The organism is Brevibacillus sp. RS1.1, from assembly GCF_013284365.1.
Taxonomy (GTDB): domain Bacteria; phylum Bacillota; class Bacilli; order Brevibacillales; family Brevibacillaceae; genus Brevibacillus; species Brevibacillus brevis_D.
On record NZ_JABSVA010000002.1, the window covers coordinates 393,622 to 410,306 of the forward strand.

Annotated in this window: 14 protein-coding genes and 1 pseudogene; 5 read left to right on the top strand and 10 right to left on the bottom strand. The window is 44.4% G+C overall.

The window, feature by feature from the left end; all coding sequences use genetic code 11:
- Positions 1 to 268 precede the first annotated feature (268 nt).
- Complete coding sequence (locus HP570_RS07410; RefSeq protein WP_173625324.1) at positions 269 to 1,054, top strand: hypothetical protein; 786 nt, start codon at positions 269 to 271, stop codon at positions 1,052 to 1,054.
- A gap of 135 nt (positions 1,055 to 1,189) precedes the next feature.
- Here the strand turns inward: HP570_RS07410 and HP570_RS07415 are convergent.
- Positions 1,190 to 1,317: pseudogene (locus HP570_RS07415) on the bottom strand (LuxR C-terminal-related transcriptional regulator); the annotation flags it as partial.
- A 343-nt stretch (positions 1,318 to 1,660) separates the two neighbouring features.
- Between HP570_RS07415 and HP570_RS07420 the strand changes: the two are divergent.
- From HP570_RS07420 to HP570_RS07430, 3 genes are all read left to right on the top strand, one after another.
- On the top strand, positions 1,661 to 2,338 hold the full coding sequence (locus tag HP570_RS07420; protein ID WP_173625325.1) for a hypothetical protein: 678 nt from the start codon (positions 1,661 to 1,663) through the stop codon (positions 2,336 to 2,338).
- Between the two features lie 1,189 nt (positions 2,339 to 3,527).
- On the top strand, positions 3,528 to 3,911 hold the full coding sequence (locus HP570_RS07425) for a hypothetical protein (protein ID WP_012685418.1): 384 nt from the start codon (positions 3,528 to 3,530) through the stop codon (positions 3,909 to 3,911).
- A 218-nt stretch (positions 3,912 to 4,129) separates the two neighbouring features.
- Positions 4,130 to 4,324 (top strand): hypothetical protein, encoded by a 195-nt coding sequence (locus HP570_RS07430; protein ID WP_173625326.1) that lies wholly within the window; start codon positions 4,130 to 4,132, stop codon positions 4,322 to 4,324.
- A 647-nt stretch (positions 4,325 to 4,971) separates the two neighbouring features.
- On the opposite strand, the gene HP570_RS07435 is transcribed toward HP570_RS07430, so the two are convergent.
- The 9 genes from HP570_RS07435 to HP570_RS29865 all read right to left on the bottom strand — a co-directional run bounded on the left by HP570_RS07435 (position 4,972) and on the right by HP570_RS29865 (position 15,478).
- Positions 4,972 to 5,193 (bottom strand): helix-turn-helix domain-containing protein, encoded by a 222-nt coding sequence (locus tag HP570_RS07435; RefSeq protein WP_003387736.1) that lies wholly within the window; start codon positions 5,191 to 5,193, stop codon positions 4,972 to 4,974.
- A 421-nt stretch (positions 5,194 to 5,614) separates the two neighbouring features.
- On the bottom strand, positions 5,615 to 6,538 hold the full coding sequence (locus HP570_RS07440; protein WP_142495583.1) for an ABC transporter permease: 924 nt from the start codon (positions 6,536 to 6,538) through the stop codon (positions 5,615 to 5,617).
- Positions 6,539 to 6,572: 34 nt separating this feature from the next.
- The gene (locus HP570_RS07445; protein WP_173625327.1) at positions 6,573 to 7,436 is read right to left on the bottom strand and encodes an ABC transporter permease subunit; all 864 of its coding nucleotides are present in this window, start codon (positions 7,434 to 7,436) and stop codon (positions 6,573 to 6,575) included.
- Between the two features lie 350 nt (positions 7,437 to 7,786).
- Positions 7,787 to 8,311 carry a GNAT family N-acetyltransferase gene (locus HP570_RS07450; RefSeq protein ID WP_173625328.1) on the bottom strand — a complete coding sequence of 175 codons (525 nt, stop codon included), beginning with the start codon at positions 8,309 to 8,311 and terminating at the stop codon, positions 7,787 to 7,789.
- A 45-nt stretch (positions 8,312 to 8,356) separates the two neighbouring features.
- Positions 8,357 to 10,105, bottom strand: a complete 1,749-nt coding sequence (locus HP570_RS07455; RefSeq protein WP_173625329.1) for an ABC transporter ATP-binding protein — start codon at positions 10,103 to 10,105, stop codon at positions 8,357 to 8,359.
- 20 nt (positions 10,106 to 10,125) lie between these two features.
- Positions 10,126 to 10,650 (bottom strand): hypothetical protein, encoded by a 525-nt coding sequence (locus HP570_RS07460; protein WP_173625330.1) that lies wholly within the window; start codon positions 10,648 to 10,650, stop codon positions 10,126 to 10,128.
- Between the two features lie 74 nt (positions 10,651 to 10,724).
- Positions 10,725 to 11,183: a chemotaxis protein CheX gene (locus tag HP570_RS07465; protein WP_012685410.1), complete on the bottom strand. Its 459-nt coding sequence runs from the start codon at positions 11,181 to 11,183 to the stop codon at positions 10,725 to 10,727.
- Between the two features lie 92 nt (positions 11,184 to 11,275).
- Complete coding sequence (locus HP570_RS07470) at positions 11,276 to 11,674, bottom strand: hypothetical protein (RefSeq protein WP_142495578.1); 399 nt, start codon at positions 11,672 to 11,674, stop codon at positions 11,276 to 11,278.
- A gap of 72 nt (positions 11,675 to 11,746) precedes the next feature.
- Positions 11,747 to 15,478, bottom strand: coding sequence for a S8 family serine peptidase (locus HP570_RS29865; RefSeq protein WP_173625331.1), 3,732 nt, complete (start codon positions 15,476 to 15,478; stop codon positions 11,747 to 11,749).
- Between the two features lie 189 nt (positions 15,479 to 15,667).
- Between HP570_RS29865 and HP570_RS07480 the strand changes: the two genes are divergently transcribed.
- Entirely contained in the window at positions 15,668 to 16,111 is a 444-nt protein-coding gene (locus HP570_RS07480) for a MarR family winged helix-turn-helix transcriptional regulator (RefSeq protein WP_087345436.1), read from the top strand.
- Positions 16,112 to 16,685: the final 574 nt, after the last annotated feature.

Consider the following 16,685-nt stretch of genomic DNA (forward strand, 5'->3'; position numbering starts at 1 on the left):
CATTATTCACTAGCTGTAAATCCCTTGATAATTTCCCTTAAAATTGTCTCACACTCCTATATTTATGGTAAACTTTTCTTGCCGGACGAACTGCTAAAGTGAAGATGCCGAGGAATTCACTTCTGTATGATTTTTATGCCGAAGATTGAACTATATCGCTCAAAAAGGTAGCCTTGTTCATTGATAGATGAGATAAACAGATGACATATGAGGGTATCTCATACGAATTATATTTTTGATTTCAAACTTTTATTAAGGATGGCACCTGATGGAAAAAGATCCTCTTCTACTCGTTTTCGGTATCACAACAATTTTTTTTACGTTATTGATGATTTTTACAATGCTAAAAAACAAAGTGATTTTTGCCCGAGTGAATTTACTCCTACTAATAATTTCGTTACTTGCCTTCGTAGTAACATACATAGGGGTAACTAACAAATTCGCTAAAGTTAAACCTCCTAGCGAAGATCGAAAAAATTCTATAGCCCATAATTCTCAAACGGAGGGCAATCCCTCCAAAATCATCGAACCTCCTAAAGAACAAGATGCTTTCGAAACCAACGAACCTCCTAAAGAGCAAGATGTTTCCGAAACGATTAAATCTCTTAAAGAGCAAGATGTTTCCGAAACCATTGAACCATTAACCGCGCCTAAGCTAACCCTACAAGATCTACAAATTGGTCCGTTAAACACAGGATTGACTTCTTTAGATGTTCAAGAATTAATTGGCCGTCCACCAGATGAAACTTATATAAGTAATGAGAATCGCTTCACCTCATCCTGGGGAGAAAGGATCATCACCGGAGAAAGAGAGGAAAATTCCGGAATCATCTCCTTAATGTATGCAAACAATCAGCTTAACTACCAAACCCCACGTGGAATTAAAATAGGCGATTCTATTGAAGATGTACATAAGGCTTACGGTTATAAAAAATCAAGAAACAATATTGTAGGATATTACCAAATGTTGTCCGAGACCGATATTGGTTATATTTCTTTCGCAACCTCAAACGGTTTAGTAGTTGCAATCTATATCAGACATGAATTAAGGTAGATATCATCTACTTTCATTACCAAAGTGTCAGATATTACATCTGGCACTTTATTCATTTGATCTGGCTATGTCTAACTTTGAATGGTTCAGGTAATGTGGCTCCACTCTGCCATTACCGACTACATCCCACTGGGTTCAAATCTCTAGTTTACCAAGTCGAACGAGTTCGACTACTGCCTGAGATCGAACTTTGACACCTTTTGCATGGCATTTCTAATGTAATTGCGCACAGTCTTTTCACTGATGAAGAGTTGTTCGCTAATTGATAGGGGCTTCCTACTGGAGGCCTCTTTTTAATTTTTTGTGTATTTCACCCTTTTTGTAGATGCTCAATCTGTCGGAGTATCGGAGCCTTCCATTCAGCCAAATCTCACAACCACTCTCCATATGCACCTTCTTCATTTATTCGAAATATTGTCAATTTTAACCAGCATTCGACAAATTCTCTTAAAGTTAGAGGATCGCCTTTATGATAGGATGGTATATATTGGTATTTTAGGGAGGGGATGATAGGCACCCACCTCTTTTTTGCAAGAAATGCTATAACAATTGACCTCTACTCGATGATAGTTTCCAAACAACTTTTATCATGAAAGGTTGATGTTCATGTTTAAAAAAGCGCTTATTATCCTGTCATTAAGTTCAGTCGTCATAGTACCCTCTCTAGCCACACAAGTCCAAGCGGCAACGCCCCCTACACAGGAAAAGGCAACCACCTACGCTTCCAATAAAAACATCAGAACCGCCACGTATGGAGAAGAAATCTGGGTGTCGCTTACCTCACCTATTCCAGCCGGATGGGTTATCGTTAGAACGTTAGGAACGCAGAACCTGATCAGGAATATGAACGGTGCTTCTTATGGCACAGAGGTAGAGGTGCTGCTAGCTTCGCCTATCCCCAGCGGATGGGTCATGGTTCGAGCCTTTAGAGGATCGAATGTCATCAAAAATGTGAACGGTGCTTCTTATGGTACGGAGATAGAGGTGATGCTCGCCTCGCCTATTCCAGTCGGATGGGTCATGGTTCGAGCCTTTGGAGGATCAAATGTAATCAGAAATGTTCATGATGCTTCGTACGGGACGGAGGTAGAAGTGATGCTCGCTTCGCCTATCCCAAAAGGATGGGTCATGGTCCGAACCTATGGAGGTTCGAATGTGATCAGAAATGTCAATGGTGCTCCTAACGGAACGCAGATTGAGGTACTGCAAGCCTCGCCTGTTCCTGAAGGATGGATCATTCTCAGTTCAGGTGGAAAATCAAAAGTAATCAGGAAAATTGGCTAAAACAAAGAGTACATGGCAATGTATCTAGTCCGCGAGCTGACGTCGAGATGCAATCGGCATCAGCTTGTGGGCTTGTAACAATATGTTCGGAATGAATGTGAAGCCACCGCTAAAGTGATCAGAAAATACGATACTTGGTTTAATCAAGAATTTAGATTTACATGTTTTGTAAAATTGTGCTTGTTAGCGCGATTCCTTCGATACATCTCCCGCATGCCTCCAAATATTCAGCTTCTTTCTCGATGAGGATGAACCACGGCCTGTTCGTTTCGAAGCCTCTCCTGTGCTGCCGCTGCCAGCACAATTGTCATGGAAGGGGATTCTCAAATTGGTACTCAGATAACGCTGAATGGAGCAGCAATATCTATTATCAAGGTAAACCACCTGCAAACCTTAGAGACGACCTTCTGATATCAAGACTGGTATCCTGTCTGGGGTTCGGATTCTTGGGGAAATAAGATTTATTAAGATCCGTGTAAGCTGCGGCTCTTTTTTTCTTTAATGAGGGTTATCCTTGTTAGGGACATTACCAAAGTATCCGCCATGAACTCATATAATTTCCATCCCAAGTGTGCATCACGACCAAATGGCCTTTTTTAGCATCTTCTTTCCTCCTTATGCGTTATGTAAATTTTTGTATTTACTTCAAGTAATAATCATTTTAATGTATATAGTGTTTGAAAAATAAATCCGGGACTTGAAAGGTAGTTTATATGACTGTCTCAATACAATTGGTACTATTAGGTTTCATCACAGGTCTATTAATCTGTATTGCTTTTCCAGTTCTTCAAAAGGAAGCGACCCTGATGGGATTATGGATGATTCTGTGGAGTCGTATTAGTTTACGAAAAGGCTCTGTTTATGGAATCTGGAAGCTTTTAACTTACATAACATTAGTGATCGGCTGGATACTCTTGCTTTTCGGGATACTTTTGACAGCCTTAGAGTTCATTTTCTAAAATACCGTTTTGTTAAGCTGTTTCCCCATTCCTGCCATCATCACAGTAAGGTGGTGCCTAAAAAGGATATGGACATCATTTTCGAGTTATTGGAATGCCTTCGAAGCAACAAAGAAGAGCAGCGAATTGATTTTCCAATCTAGTCAAAGTACCAAATTTAAAAAATTGGAGTATAGCCCTTGTCCCCTTCATGACCTCCTGAATATTTTGGTACAAGGAGGTGATCTCTCATGGCAAAAGCACCGATTACGATCGGAGCAAATAGTATTGCAAAGATCGGAAACCAATTTTTCTTAATTGTTGAAGTGGAAGCAAAGGCGCCAGGTGTTGAAATTGACCCTGTTTTTGCAGTTCGTACAACGCCCCAACAAGCGAGGGCGCTCATTAAAGCAGGTGTGATGCGCACTATTATTCAGAACACACGACCGCGAGCTTGTCCAGGATTGAAAGTTGAATTTAAAGGCGTACTTTTCGCTAATGGTCGATTTTTCTCAGTCTTTGACGTTGAAAACTCAACAGATATTTCAGTACTTGTTAGAATCAGCCGCGAACGAGCGCAAAGGCTTATCCGCAATGGAGCACGGAGAATTAAAGTTATTAGAAGACCTTTCTAACGATTTCACTTAAAATCTGTTAACCTGCACAAGATTGAACCTATCTTGCTGCAGGTTTTTTTATGGAGTTTCACCTCCTCAAGATTGAAATTATGGTTGTCAATTTAACAAATCGTGTGTTAAATCCTGTTAACAGTTCCACTTGTGACCTTTCGGATGGTAATCCAGTCTAATATGTTAAGCAAAAGTACCCTTTAGTGCAGAAAGTGGTGATACAAATGAGTTTAATCATTACTGTAATTACCTTCGTTATTGTAGCTGCAATATTTTGGTGGATGTTTACATCAATTAATAAAAATCAATTACCAAAAAGAACAGATTTTACCCCTTACGACGATATGATGTCTGGGCGTGTTAAAAGAGATCCGCTTTACTCGTTTATGAATCAGGAAGAGGAAGAGAAAGAAAAATAGTTTGTTTCCAATGTAAATCACCACTCCTTCAACAGTATCGATCGCTCCTTGTTGAACAAAACAGCACCGCTACCGAAAAAGGATTCTAGATAAGTTGTATGACCCGACATATGACTGATAATCCAGGTCAGCCATGCTCCACTTGCTGCCGGGTAGTGCAAAATTCGCGGTATTTTACTCTCCTGTCGCGCCTCGTTCCGCTTCGTTTATCTCTGTGAGCAAGAGATACTATTACTATCATGATGCTGTCTATTTCTTACACGCGCTCATTTAAAGTGAAAATTCAGAAAAGACTGTATACAAATATCCACCTCCATGTGTTACTATTTAATAGAAAGTTAAATTCATCCATAAATAGGAGGTAATTAGGAATGTTCAAGAAACTTCTTCAAAAGTTAGGTAATCAACCCCAAGCTAGATGTACTCCTCCCTGCCTTTGGTTTCCACCCTACACGAAATGCATGTGTCCAGACTAAGTGAGATATTACCAAAGAGGCTATCCCATAGACCATGAAAACGGTAGAGGGGTGGTCTTTTTTTCATCCATCTTTCCTTGCTCCTTTCTTTGAGGGGTATCCGGGCAAAACAACATAAAAAAACCCTCCCTTCCGACCAAGGGAAGAAAAGGGAGGCTGGGTGGACTGGGTTCAAATCTCTAGTTCACCAAGTCGAACGAGTTCGACTACTGCCTGAGATCGACCTTTGACACCTAATTTTTGCATGACATTACTAATGTGATTGCGCACAGTCTTTTCGCTGATGAAGAGTTGTCCGGCAATCTCTTTGGTTGTCTTATCTTGGACCAAGAGTTCAAACACTTCTCTTTCGCGATTCGTTAACAACGGCTTGGTTTGGTCGCTACCCTTCAATCGTGCCACCCCTCCTTGTGGGCTCTACAGGAACAAGGTTGAGGGATTACAGAGTCACCTTATCCTATGATGGGGGGTGGGTGATGGTGCCGGAATTTCAAGGATTTTAGGCTTTTGCCTTACATCCTATTCAGAAAATGGGCAATGGGTTCCGAACACCGATGAGAAACCTCTTCGACATCCGCCGTGAATTTTTCCGTTCGAGACGACGATGGCCGCCAGTTGTTCCCCGTTCAGATCGCGACGAGTTCGCCTCGCCTGATGAGATTGCCATCGGAACCCAAGGCCAACACCGCCCCCGACACTCCAGTCTATTCATCCGAGACATATACTGCTCCCTACAATTCGACTTCCATTCCACTATTTTTAACCCGCTCAACCAAAAGTGCCCTTGATTCGTAAAAATCAAGAGCACCACAACTTAAATAAATGGGGTACGACTATACGTCTGTTCGAACTTATCACGCAATCCTTTGGCCAGTAGACTAAAGGAACCGATTGCAAGCATATAAGCAGCAAGTGGGATCAGGAAAATCCACGTGTAATTCGTGTAGACAAAGCTTCTGTAAGTCCCGAGCAGTCCTGCCCATTCATGTGTGATCGAGTGAAACTCAACCGGGTCATAGTACATAGTCGTGCCGCCTACATAAAGACCAAATATCCCGAGAAGCCCCATCAACGTCATGGTGGCGATCATCTCTGTCACCAGGACAATGACCAGATGCTCCTTCAAATGCGGTAGGATGTGGCGAAAGATGATCTGATCCCGCCCGGCCCCCAGCGAGGTCGCAGCTAATACGTACTGCGATTCCTTGATTTGCTCTGTTTTTTGACGGATGGACGCAGCTACCGAAGGCGTCCCTAGCACAGCCACGACCACTATGAAAAACAATACGAGCGTAAACGTTGGCAATTCAGGATTGATATTGATTCCTTTCAATAAAAAATAGACAGGAATAAATATAGGCATGTATCCCCAAGCGTTCTCAATCGCAATCCACCAGCGCTGCTGCTTGTCCAATATTCCAATATACAGTCCGATCCATGCTCCCATCAATAATCGCAATAACGCAATCATGAGCGTAATAAAAATCGTATACGGTGCCCCGTGGAGCAGTTTTGTAAGCAAATCATAGCCCCATTTATCCGTACCCAACAGATGCTCGCTTGACGGTGCCAAAGGAGGCGAAATGATCACTTGCTTCCCGTTCACCATCTCATTACGCACTTTCACCTGGTAATCAATGTCATAAGGGGCTAAATAGGGTCCGGCTACACCGATAATGATTAAAAATAATACCAAGATACTGCCTAGCCATAAAGACCAATTGAACCGTTTCCTCATACCATACCCTCACTCATTCCAAAAGAAGTCTGGGTTATTTATATACAACCGCGCGTTCAATCACATACAAAAAGAGACGAATCAATCCATAGACCAAAATGGATAGCAAAATGATACCTAACAATCCCATGACAGCAGCATTGAATTCGTAACTGCCATCTTTGCTAAAAATAAAGCGGGTCAATCCTACGACGTTTAATAGGTACTCAACAATAAACAAGTTGGCTACCGAAATCGCAATCGTCTTCTTTAAATCAGCAATGAGAAACGGCTTGATATTTTTATAGACATGGTGAATGAGAACATGCCAGATCCCCATCCCCTTGGCAAGAGCTGTTTTAATGTAGTCTTCGCCGCCGATTTGTGCATACTTCAGACTGACTACCTTCATGAGAAAAATCGTTGGTCCAATAGACAGTAGCGTGATCGGAAACCAAGTACTATCAGAGTCACTTACAGGTGACAGGGTGATAATTCGAATGTTCGTCATCTTGTAAAATCCCACCGCACCCACAATCGAAACAACGATCAGGATAAAATCAGGAATGGTGGCAAGTAAATTCAAAACCTTTTGAAATTGACGTACAATCCGAAAGCGCTGCAAAAGCAATCCAAAAATAATACTAGCAAAAACGGCGACAATCACACTTGAGAATAGTAGTTCAAAGGAGCTAATTGCAAATGGGAGGATATCCTCTGCGATGCTCCTTTCCGTTTGCCCGGAATAATAGGTTCCGAGGGAGCCCTCTGCAAACTGCTGAATCAGATATACCGCATGGACTACGATATTTCCTGGTTCGAACACGATTTCTTCCTTTTGCGTATATAGCATGAAAGGCCCGCCGCAAACGGCGATAACCAGGAAAAACATCCCAATTAATTGTTTTACATAGGTCAAGCTCTCATACCCCCTTACTAGTTCCAACAATACACTATCTATTAAAAATCATCTAGACAATAGAAAATATTTTATTTTTTAATTCTATTCAAACAGAAATAAAAAAGTGGCTGAGCAGGATAGCCTGTCAACCACTTCTCCATTCATGGGAACAGTTGATTCGAAAAAGATGATAGCTGATCGATTACTTCGTAGAAGAAGTAGCTACACGCAGCTGCTCATTTTTCATGAGAAGATTTTGAATCGAAGCAGTGAATGGTTTTCTTACTCCGTCTTTCAAACGTGGTACCATTGGAATCATCTGATAGACCTCCCTTCTGACAATATCTTCTTAAGAATAGCATTTTTCCTTATTTAACGTCAATTGCGTCCATTCCCAGATAGGAAGCGAGCTGATTGATTTCGGATAGGTAGATGTTTTCTTGTCCATAATACCCCTCCTGCTCCCCTGCAAGCTGTGCAAATTTCGAATAGAGCCGGTTCAGATAAACATGATTAGCATCTGCATGAAAGGTTACTTGTTTCACGTGTTCATTCTCTTCCTGGACCTGTCGGATAAGATGGCGAAAGCCTTTTAGAAATACCCTGCTCCTTCGATATTTTTCTTCAACGATGACGGAATGGATATAGCAAATTTCTCCCTCTGGGTCTGGTTGCCTTTCTGCTGTCAAGTATTGATAATGGCCCCATCCGATCAATTTACCTCGCTCGTCTTCTATGAGGATCAAATGAGAATCCGGGAGAAACGTCAAAATATGAACGAGCGTGTCACTAAGGGAAAACATACGGCTAAATTCCAATCGATTGCGCATAAAGAAGAGCGTGAATTGGGCAAAATCATTGTCACTGGTACATTTTCTAAATTGAACATGCATCCTTTACACACCGCCTCTCTTTTTCTGTTGGTTAACGTATCACTTCTACCTTTCCGCGTGCGAGGAGATGGAACTTCTCTGCTGCTTCTCCCATAGTCTTCTGTAATAGCCCCGCTTTTGCAACAGTTGAGAGTGTGTCCCTTGCTCCACTAGTTCCCCCTGCTCCAACACAAATATTTGATCCATGTCCGTTATGGTCGACAAACGATGTGTCACCGTAATGACAGTCCGATCGCTGGAAAGCTTCGCAAAGGTCTTGTTTATAGAAGCCTCAGTAATGGGATCGAGAGCAGAAGTTGCTTCATCCAGAATGAATAGAGAAGGATTGCGCAGAATCGCTCGAGCAATGGCAAGTCGCTGCCTTTGTCCCCCCGAGAGATTGCTACCCCCGTCCAAAACTAGTGTCTCGTACTTGTCTGGTAGACTCATGATAAAGTCATGGATCTCTGCTTGCTGTGCAGCCATCCTCAGCTCGTCGTTGGTCGCGTCGAGCTTGCCGAGCCGGATGTTTTCTGCTATTGTTCCGTGAAAAAGAAAGTGCTCCTGAAAGACAACCCCTACATGGTTGCGGAAGGCTCCCCGATTCCTTTCATCTAGTTTTGTGCCGTTTATCTCGATATGACCAGAACTAGGTTGATAAAAGCCTAATAACAGCTGAATGATCGTGCTTTTTCCAGACCCGCTGGAGCCAACAATCGCAATTTTTGACCGAGCTGGAATCTGCATGTTGATTTGCTTAATAGATAACTGATTTTCTTGATAGCCAAACGTAACATTTTTTATGGACACTTCAGTCGTACGCAAATCGATCTGTTCGGACGAAGAATGGTCGACTTTTTCACTAGGTTCATTCAGCACCTTCTGGATTCGCTCCATACTGACTTGTGCATCTGTCATCAGTGGAAGCGTAAAGGTCAGATTAAATACTGCATTCCCCATCGACGTATACATGGTGAAAAAGGCGACAAGCGAACCGACAGAGATTCGCCCGGTGAGTGCCAAATAGGAACCGAAGCCAATGATCGTAAAGTTGATGAGTAGTAAGCATAGCGCAGGAATTCGTTCCAGCTTCGCTGCCATCAAATTTTTGCGATAGTTGCTGACCAACAGCAATTCGAGTCTTTCCATGAATTTATCGATCATGACAGCTTGCAGGTTGAACCCCTTGATAACCATTTGCGCTTTCGTATTTTCCTGGACATCATTCGTCATAGCCGCGAGCTGTTCTTTATAGGCAGCATTGATTGCGTGGGCACGTCGTCCAAGCAAATAAGGGCCTGTAAAGATCAAGATTGCCCCAACCAAAATACACAGCGCCATCACCCATTCCAAATAAAACAACACCATTGTACTAATCGTCACGACCACCAATGACTGAATACCTGTCGTGAAGAGAATCGCTAACGATCTGTCAATGACAGGCAAATCCACTGAAAAGTGAGAGATCAGTTCGCCCGAACGCGTTTTATGGAAATAGCTGACCGGCAAATGTTGCATATGCGCAAACAGTTTTTGCCGCAAATCATTTTGCACACGTGCATTTAGTTTTGCCAGCACATAATCACTGATCATTCCAGCACTGATACAGATAAACCCGCTAATCGCCAAGACTGTCATGATAACTGAGAAAACGTGCATATCTTTGGGAACAATCGCTCTATCAATGATGATCTGGAAACTGAGAGGTGCCAAGGATAAAAAAAGTAGATCAAGTGCAAGCGTGAGGAAAAAAAGGGAACTCAGGAGCTTATAGGGGCGTAGGTAGCCAAACAGGTTTTTGATGACGAACAGCATCGTAACGTCTCCTTCTTGGATTAGAAAAATGGTTCATGTTGAAACCTGGCCGCATAGGATTGCCAAGCCCGAAATGATGCGCGATATTCATCCAATGGACCGTTTTCCGTTTCCACAGAAGCTACTCGATCTGCAATCTTGGCAAATAATTTGCGTAAAAAGTCGTCTGAGGAAGTCCAGAATCGAAACTCCTTCACGTCCTCCTCCATATAGGCGATATACTCAGTTACATACTGAAGGGCATGCAAAAAAAGACGACTGCTGCGATACTGTTCCAAAAAATAGATTACCTGAATTTGAACGATATGCTTGTCTTCGTACTGATTCTCACCTGTCCCGTAAATGTATGAAAAGGCACCGATCACTTCATCGTCATCGTTGAAGCAAAGAAATGCTTTCCCCTCCATTAAAACGGGACTCGCCAGAAAACTGAGCGCCACAGGAAAGGAATATGGCATGCGAAGCTGGTCGTAGTTTTCCAATAAAAAGGCCATGTATTTCTCGTAATACATCTCAGCTGAGCAGATCGAGAAGTAATGATCCATCTCTTTCCTTCCCTCCTTTGAATGATGAAGCGTGGGTACGTATCCTTCACAAAAAAGACGGCAATTAGCCGCCTCTATCTTATCACAATTATTTGAATATCCAGTCTGCCCATGTCATGAAGATCGAGCGGTGCAATCAATGCTGTCCCTGCCATGTCTTTCAAATCATGCTGGTGTAAAAATAAGGGCGGGGTTATGTCCACGATAACTCCTCGATTGGACAAAAGCGTACTCGCATTCCCGGAAATCATGTTCCCTAACTCGGAAATGGCACTTTTTCCGAGCTCATCCATCTCTTGCACAGGATAGCCACCCATCATGGCCGAGACAATGCGCAAAGCCAATTCCTCTTGCAGACCGAAAAAGACCTCACCTTGTAATTGACCTGTCATTCCGATTCGAATCCATGTATGGCCTTCTACATGGCTCCATTCTCTTTCAGCTAACTCTCCACGCGAAATGTCGACATTGCATACTTGTTGAATCACGGACGAAGCTGATTCAAGAAATGGATCAAGGTACTGGACTATCATCTGCATTCTCTTCCTTTCCCGGGCAATTCACTCTCAGACGTTGAACTCGTATAGGACTATCATAATGTCGATTTTTGGCAGATGCAATAGGATTACGAAAACTTCCTAGGTATAAGGTCACGAAAACAAGGTTTGCCAGGAAAATAATCCTCTACTTTTGTCTCATGACCAATGGTATAGATGGCCGTACACGTTCGCAAGTCTACTATTTCTACACCAATCTCATGCTTACTCAATTGCCACATCGGAAGCTGGACTCGATCAAAGGCAAAAACAGTATCTCCAAATGCCAAACATTCCTGTATACAGCGGACTTCATCGTAATCCTCGTCGGCCTCAAGCAAATGAACGGGTTCCAAACCGAATTGTTCGATCAGATGAATGCGATCCAACAATTGCTCCGCCCCACGTTTCCTTTTGGCTGTCCTTCTTGGTGAGAGCACTGGGTACTCTCTCATAACATATTCCCACATGATCCCATGGTAAAACATCGAATAGAATCCTCCCACAAAAAAATTTGGCCCGGCAATAGCCGTTTATCTGCTACTGACGGGCCCGCTACCCTATTTCTTCTTTCCGACGACGTTCATCTCCGCTCGGGCTTCCCTCCCCAGCGCATCGGTGGCAACAACCGTCACTTTTTGCTTGCCTTCCTCTACCTCATGAAGCACCAAGCGAAATAACCCTTGATCATTCGCGTTGGTCTGAAAGCTTTTTGATCCATAGTTGATTTGGAGGTTAACAGCACCAGCACCTGTCACTTTCCCTTCGATGGGCAGCGCTTCACCTTCCTTCCCTTCTAGCTGTTTGTTCGGTAGCTGGATCGTCGGTGCTGGCACTGTTCGCGCCTTGTAGGATATACGCTGCTCCCCATTGCTTATGACGACTGCCCCTGAATTGGCATCGACATACGCATACACCAGCAACATGCTTTGATTGCCTGCCCCGTCTTTCCCTTCGAGCAAAATGCGATTTTCTCCCTGCTTCATGTTCAAAATTTGCGTTACGTATTTTTGTGCAGGGATTTCCAATTGCTCTTCTTCAAAGTAGGACACGATTTGCCCATTGATACTTACCTGACCTTTGTATGTTTGATCTCTGTATAGGAAACGGACCGGAACGAGCATGTTCTTGGTTGCTGGATCGAACTGTACGTCTTCGCTACCATCGTTTAGCAATTGCAATATCGGAGGGCTCGTATCAACGATGACCCGTTGCGTGAATTGGCGCTTGTTTCCATACATATCCATTGCACTGTACATCACATAGTTGAGACCTTCCGTTAATCGCAGGATGGTTTCAAAGGAGCCATCCGTCGCCAGCTTTACAGGCGTTTTGTTAATCGACAAACGCACCCTGTCCATCATATCCTCGCCTGTTACTTTGCCCCTGAAGGCCACGTCTGGCTGCTTGGATATTTTCAAATAAGGAAACAAATCATCCGGGAACTCCACAAAGGGCGGGGTGCTGTCGCTTTTCCCGTTTATATGTGCCACACTGATATTCCCCGCGTAATCATGCGCTACCACACTCATTTTTTTATCCGGCTGATTAATAAGTGTGCTGGACACTTTTGGAGAATAGGGGCCTCCTACCCTTTTTCCGTTTACATAAAGGAAATAGGCCTGGATATCTTTATCACGGCTACTCCATTGAACCCGGTTACCTGACACAGAAGCTGTGATCACAGGAGCTTTTGTATCCACGCGGATGGGGAGTGTCATTGATTGCCAATTTGCATTGCGATCGTCTATTTTGGCCTTAATGGAGAAGTGGTACTGTCCATCAGGTGCCTGTATGTAGGCGCCTTTTTGCGGTGAAAAGATCTTTCCGTCCCAGCTCCACGCTTCCCTTTCCGTATAATAGTATGGCGTCCCCAGCTTGGATTGGTCGTACTTGCTCACCTTTTCATCGCGCACAAGAGTGCGAATCGGCTTGCCTGACTGATCGGTTACTTCGACGATAATATGACGGGCATTGCGCAAAAATGTAATCGAAGGAGCAGCGACATCGTAATGCCCATCCCCGTTTGGTGAAAAGGCGATATGATTGGGGTCGATTTTCGCGCCGCCATCGGCTCTGACACCTGTCACTCCTAGATAATCCCGGTAGCGCCACTTGTCATTGCGTTTATCGTGATACCAGCTTGTCTTGACACCTGTTCGTTTTTCCTGACTTTCTGCCTCCCATACGGGCTGATCCATAATCCTTGGCTCATCCCAATCGCCGTAAAAGCCATAAAACGGCGTGCGCAACGTAGGCAGCTCTTTATCATCTGGTTGAAAGGAAATAAATCCTTCTGCAAATTGATTGCGTGCGGAGCCTGGCGGTATCGTAAGCGTTACCTTCACTTCCTCTAGCTTCCCTGGCGCAACGGTAATCTTCGGGGCGGAAAATTGCAGTTCTGCCCCCTCGAAAAGAGTATCCGTTAGCATGTTGAGCCCATTCTTGCGCAAGTCAGTCAAGACACCAAACTCATTTTGCAGCTGATACGTAATCGGCTTTTTGCCAAACTTGTTATTAATAAACAGAGAAAAGGTCGTTGAATTCCCGATCTCGCCTAACGAGACGCCTGCTTTTCCTTTTGCAGTCACAACGATAGCTGGAGTCTTGATCGCTTTTGCGGTTTGCATCAACCCTGCCCCTTGAACCCGTGGACTGTAAGGTACTTTTTTTGCTTTCTCTTTATCCGCTGCTGGTACGCTGATTTGCGGATCGATAATCGGTTCTGCTGTATTCATGGCCGCAGCCTTTAACGTATTGACAAGCGATCTGCCTTGCAGGTTCCGCCCTTGCTTGAGATAGCCTTGCTTCAGCAATGCCATCCCGCCTGCCACATGTGGCGTTGCCATTGAGGTGCCACTTTTCACGGCATATTCAGACTCTCGCGTGAGTGACAGGATGCCCCCGCCTGGAGCTGCAATCTCCGGCTTGAACTGCAAATCGGGCGTTGGTCCCCATGATGAAAAAGCCGAGATTGTTCCTCCATCGGGATAAGGCATTGGATTTTGTCCATATTCACCGTTAAAGGAGACCGTCACTTTCTTGCCTTTTTTAATCGCTTGTGCCATTTGCTCGCCCATGTGCTTCAAGATAGAAACAGCCGGGATTTGTTTGGCGTGCTCCGCACTGATAATCAGTGGTCCCATTTCATTGTTGTAGATGACGGCACCAATAGCTCCTGCTTCTTTGGCGAGACGTAGCTTTTCGTCGAATGAAATGTCACCTCGCTCGAGCAATACCACTTTATCTTTTACGGAAACATTGTAGTCTTCCTTCTTCCCTTTCCCCATATAGACGAGCGGATACGGCTTCATCAGCGTCATGACTGGGTTTATTGCACCCCCGCCTTCCACATAGCCCGATAAATACACGACTTTCTCCATACCGGGTACCCCTTGCACCGTGAAGCTATAGCCAGCCAGTGCTGTTGCGTTAATAGAAGCAACTGAAAATGCATCAGGACTCAAGCCTGGAGAACCGATCATGGCGATATCCGGATTCTGTGCTCGTACCTTATCACTGCCGAAATACGCATCATTGCCGGCGGCTGCCACTACTACGATCCCATTATCGACTGCTCGCTTCACTGCCATTTGCTCCACATTTGTTTCATCTACATAACCCGCAGAGGAACCGAGACTCAAATTGATCACATCTGCTTTTTTCGTAATAGAATCATTGATCGCAAATAAAATCGATTCACCTAGCCCAGGAACCTCGCTTTGATAATTGGAAAATACTTTTTGGCTGATGAGCTGGGCTTCAGGTGCAACCCCTTTTACTTTTCCGTTCGCACCAATAATTCCCGCAACATGGATACCATGCTGAGATTCCGATACGTCTTCCGTTGTTTGCGTACGGTCAGCCCAGTTAAAGCCAGGAATCACCTTCTGGGAAGAGCCTGACTTTTGCATGGCTGAACGCTTATCATGTGGGGCAGGTAAATCGGGGTGGCGCGGATTGATTCCCGTATCGATCACCGAAACGAGCATCCCTTCCCCTTTTACCCCCGCTTCCTCCCAAGCCTTCGTCGCCTCAATCATTTCCAGCGAATCGACAGGCGCAGATTTTAATTGCTCACCTCGCAGTAGTAGTTCTTGTCGTTGCCATTCATCTGCCGTCGTTTTATATTCCTTGTCCGCCTTGCCTGTATGTAATGGCTCGTGCATTTCCGCGAGATCCTGCAAAATCTGCGTACGAATGGTCGCCGTTCCTTCAAACGCTGTTGTGCTGACAGTCGTTGCGGGAAGCAAAGCCAATATCAATCCAATGCTGCATACCTTTTTCTTCATCGTTTGCCCCCTTGCTGGAAGTCATTCCATTATGTTTTCAGTTTTCACTAGGAATGGCTTGGGTATTCCCTTCTTTTCGCGAAGGTTGACAAACGAAGTAATTTCAGCCAATATTTAATTGCGTTAAATATTGCATATCAAATATTCCCTTTCTCGAAGAAATAGATCAAATAAGGAGATGATACGAGCATGCCCTCCCCCTCTACAGATACGCTTGAGCGCTTGCAGGAGGCGTTTCGTACCATTATGCGCACGATGGGAACGCAATTAGCCGAACCTGTCTCTGGTTTAACCGGCCCCCAGTTCTACATTCTTCATCAGTTGGAACAGAAGGAAAAATGCACGGTCGGAGAGTTGGCTGAATCAATGGGGGTCAAACCAAGCGCAATCACAGCAATGGTCGACCGTTTGGATAAACACGGCTTCGTCGCCCGTGATCGTGATGAGGAAGATCGCCGAGTTGTTTACATTAGCTTGCGTGATTCTGGCAAAAAAATTCTGCAAGTAGCTAAGCAGAATCGGAGAGAACAACTAAATAAAATGTTTTCTCACCTCAGTGAGGATGAACTCCAGCAGTTCGTCAGCATCTTTGAAAAGCTGGCGATGGCGGCGGTTATCGAGGCGAGTGAATAAACTCCTTGTACGTTGCTGTTGTGGTGGGGAGAAAACAGGAGAAAACGCTCAGCTTCTAGGGCCACCCCCTGGGGGATTGACTGCACGACTCCATGTAAAAAGCGAAACCGCGGCCAAAGTGGTATCCTCAGGATGTTTTTCAGAGGTGGCCGCTTAAGGGCGTGTTTCGCTTTTTACATTGCGTCTCGGTCGGTGTCCCTAAGATCTTCGCTGTTTTCTCCTGTTTTCTCTACGAGCTTTCTATGTAATCCGATTTTTTAATGCTTTGAAAGCTGGAAAAATATGAGCAGTTACGACAGAGAAGAATATTTCCAGGCGTAGCGACTTGTGGAGTCCTACCGAGTGGAGAAGGGATTCGCGGGCAACAGAAACGCAACCGTGCCCATACGACGTAGCGGCTACCACTTTTGCGTTTCCCCGCGAATCCCTTCGGAGCGGACAGTCTCAGCCCCCAGCAGGACGGAGCCTGGAGCCTAGACTGGAAATATTCTTCTCTCCACTACAGCGACATCTACCTTTCCTCAACTGAAAAAAGGCGTGCATTCCGGATCACCGGTGCACGCCTTTTCTATTG

Bases quoted from the DNA above. Each gene is read 5' to 3' on its own strand.
- HP570_RS29865 (WP_173625331.1), bottom strand. From the start codon at position 15,478: ATGAAGAAAAAGGTATGCAGCATTGGATTGATATTGGCTTTGCTTCCC.
- HP570_RS07455 (WP_173625329.1), bottom strand. From the start codon at position 10,105: ATGCTGTTCGTCATCAAAAACCTGTTTGGCTACCTACGCCCCTATAAG.
- HP570_RS07465 (WP_012685410.1), bottom strand. From the start codon at position 11,183: ATGATAGTCCAGTACCTTGATCCATTTCTTGAATCAGCTTCGTCCGTG.
- HP570_RS07480 (WP_087345436.1), top strand. From the start codon at position 15,668: ATGCCCTCCCCCTCTACAGATACGCTTGAGCGCTTGCAGGAGGCGTTT.
- HP570_RS07460 (WP_173625330.1), bottom strand. From the start codon at position 10,650: ATGGATCATTACTTCTCGATCTGCTCAGCTGAGATGTATTACGAGAAA.
- HP570_RS07425 (WP_012685418.1), top strand. From the start codon at position 3,528: ATGGCAAAAGCACCGATTACGATCGGAGCAAATAGTATTGCAAAGATC.
- HP570_RS07420 (WP_173625325.1), top strand. From the start codon at position 1,661: ATGTTTAAAAAAGCGCTTATTATCCTGTCATTAAGTTCAGTCGTCATA.
- HP570_RS07470 (WP_142495578.1), bottom strand. From the start codon at position 11,674: ATGTTTTACCATGGGATCATGTGGGAATATGTTATGAGAGAGTACCCA.
- HP570_RS07450 (WP_173625328.1), bottom strand. From the start codon at position 8,311: ATGCATGTTCAATTTAGAAAATGTACCAGTGACAATGATTTTGCCCAA.
- HP570_RS07410 (WP_173625324.1), top strand. From the start codon at position 269: ATGGAAAAAGATCCTCTTCTACTCGTTTTCGGTATCACAACAATTTTT.
- HP570_RS07430 (WP_173625326.1), top strand. From the start codon at position 4,130: ATGAGTTTAATCATTACTGTAATTACCTTCGTTATTGTAGCTGCAATA.
- HP570_RS07440 (WP_142495583.1), bottom strand. From the start codon at position 6,538: ATGAGGAAACGGTTCAATTGGTCTTTATGGCTAGGCAGTATCTTGGTA.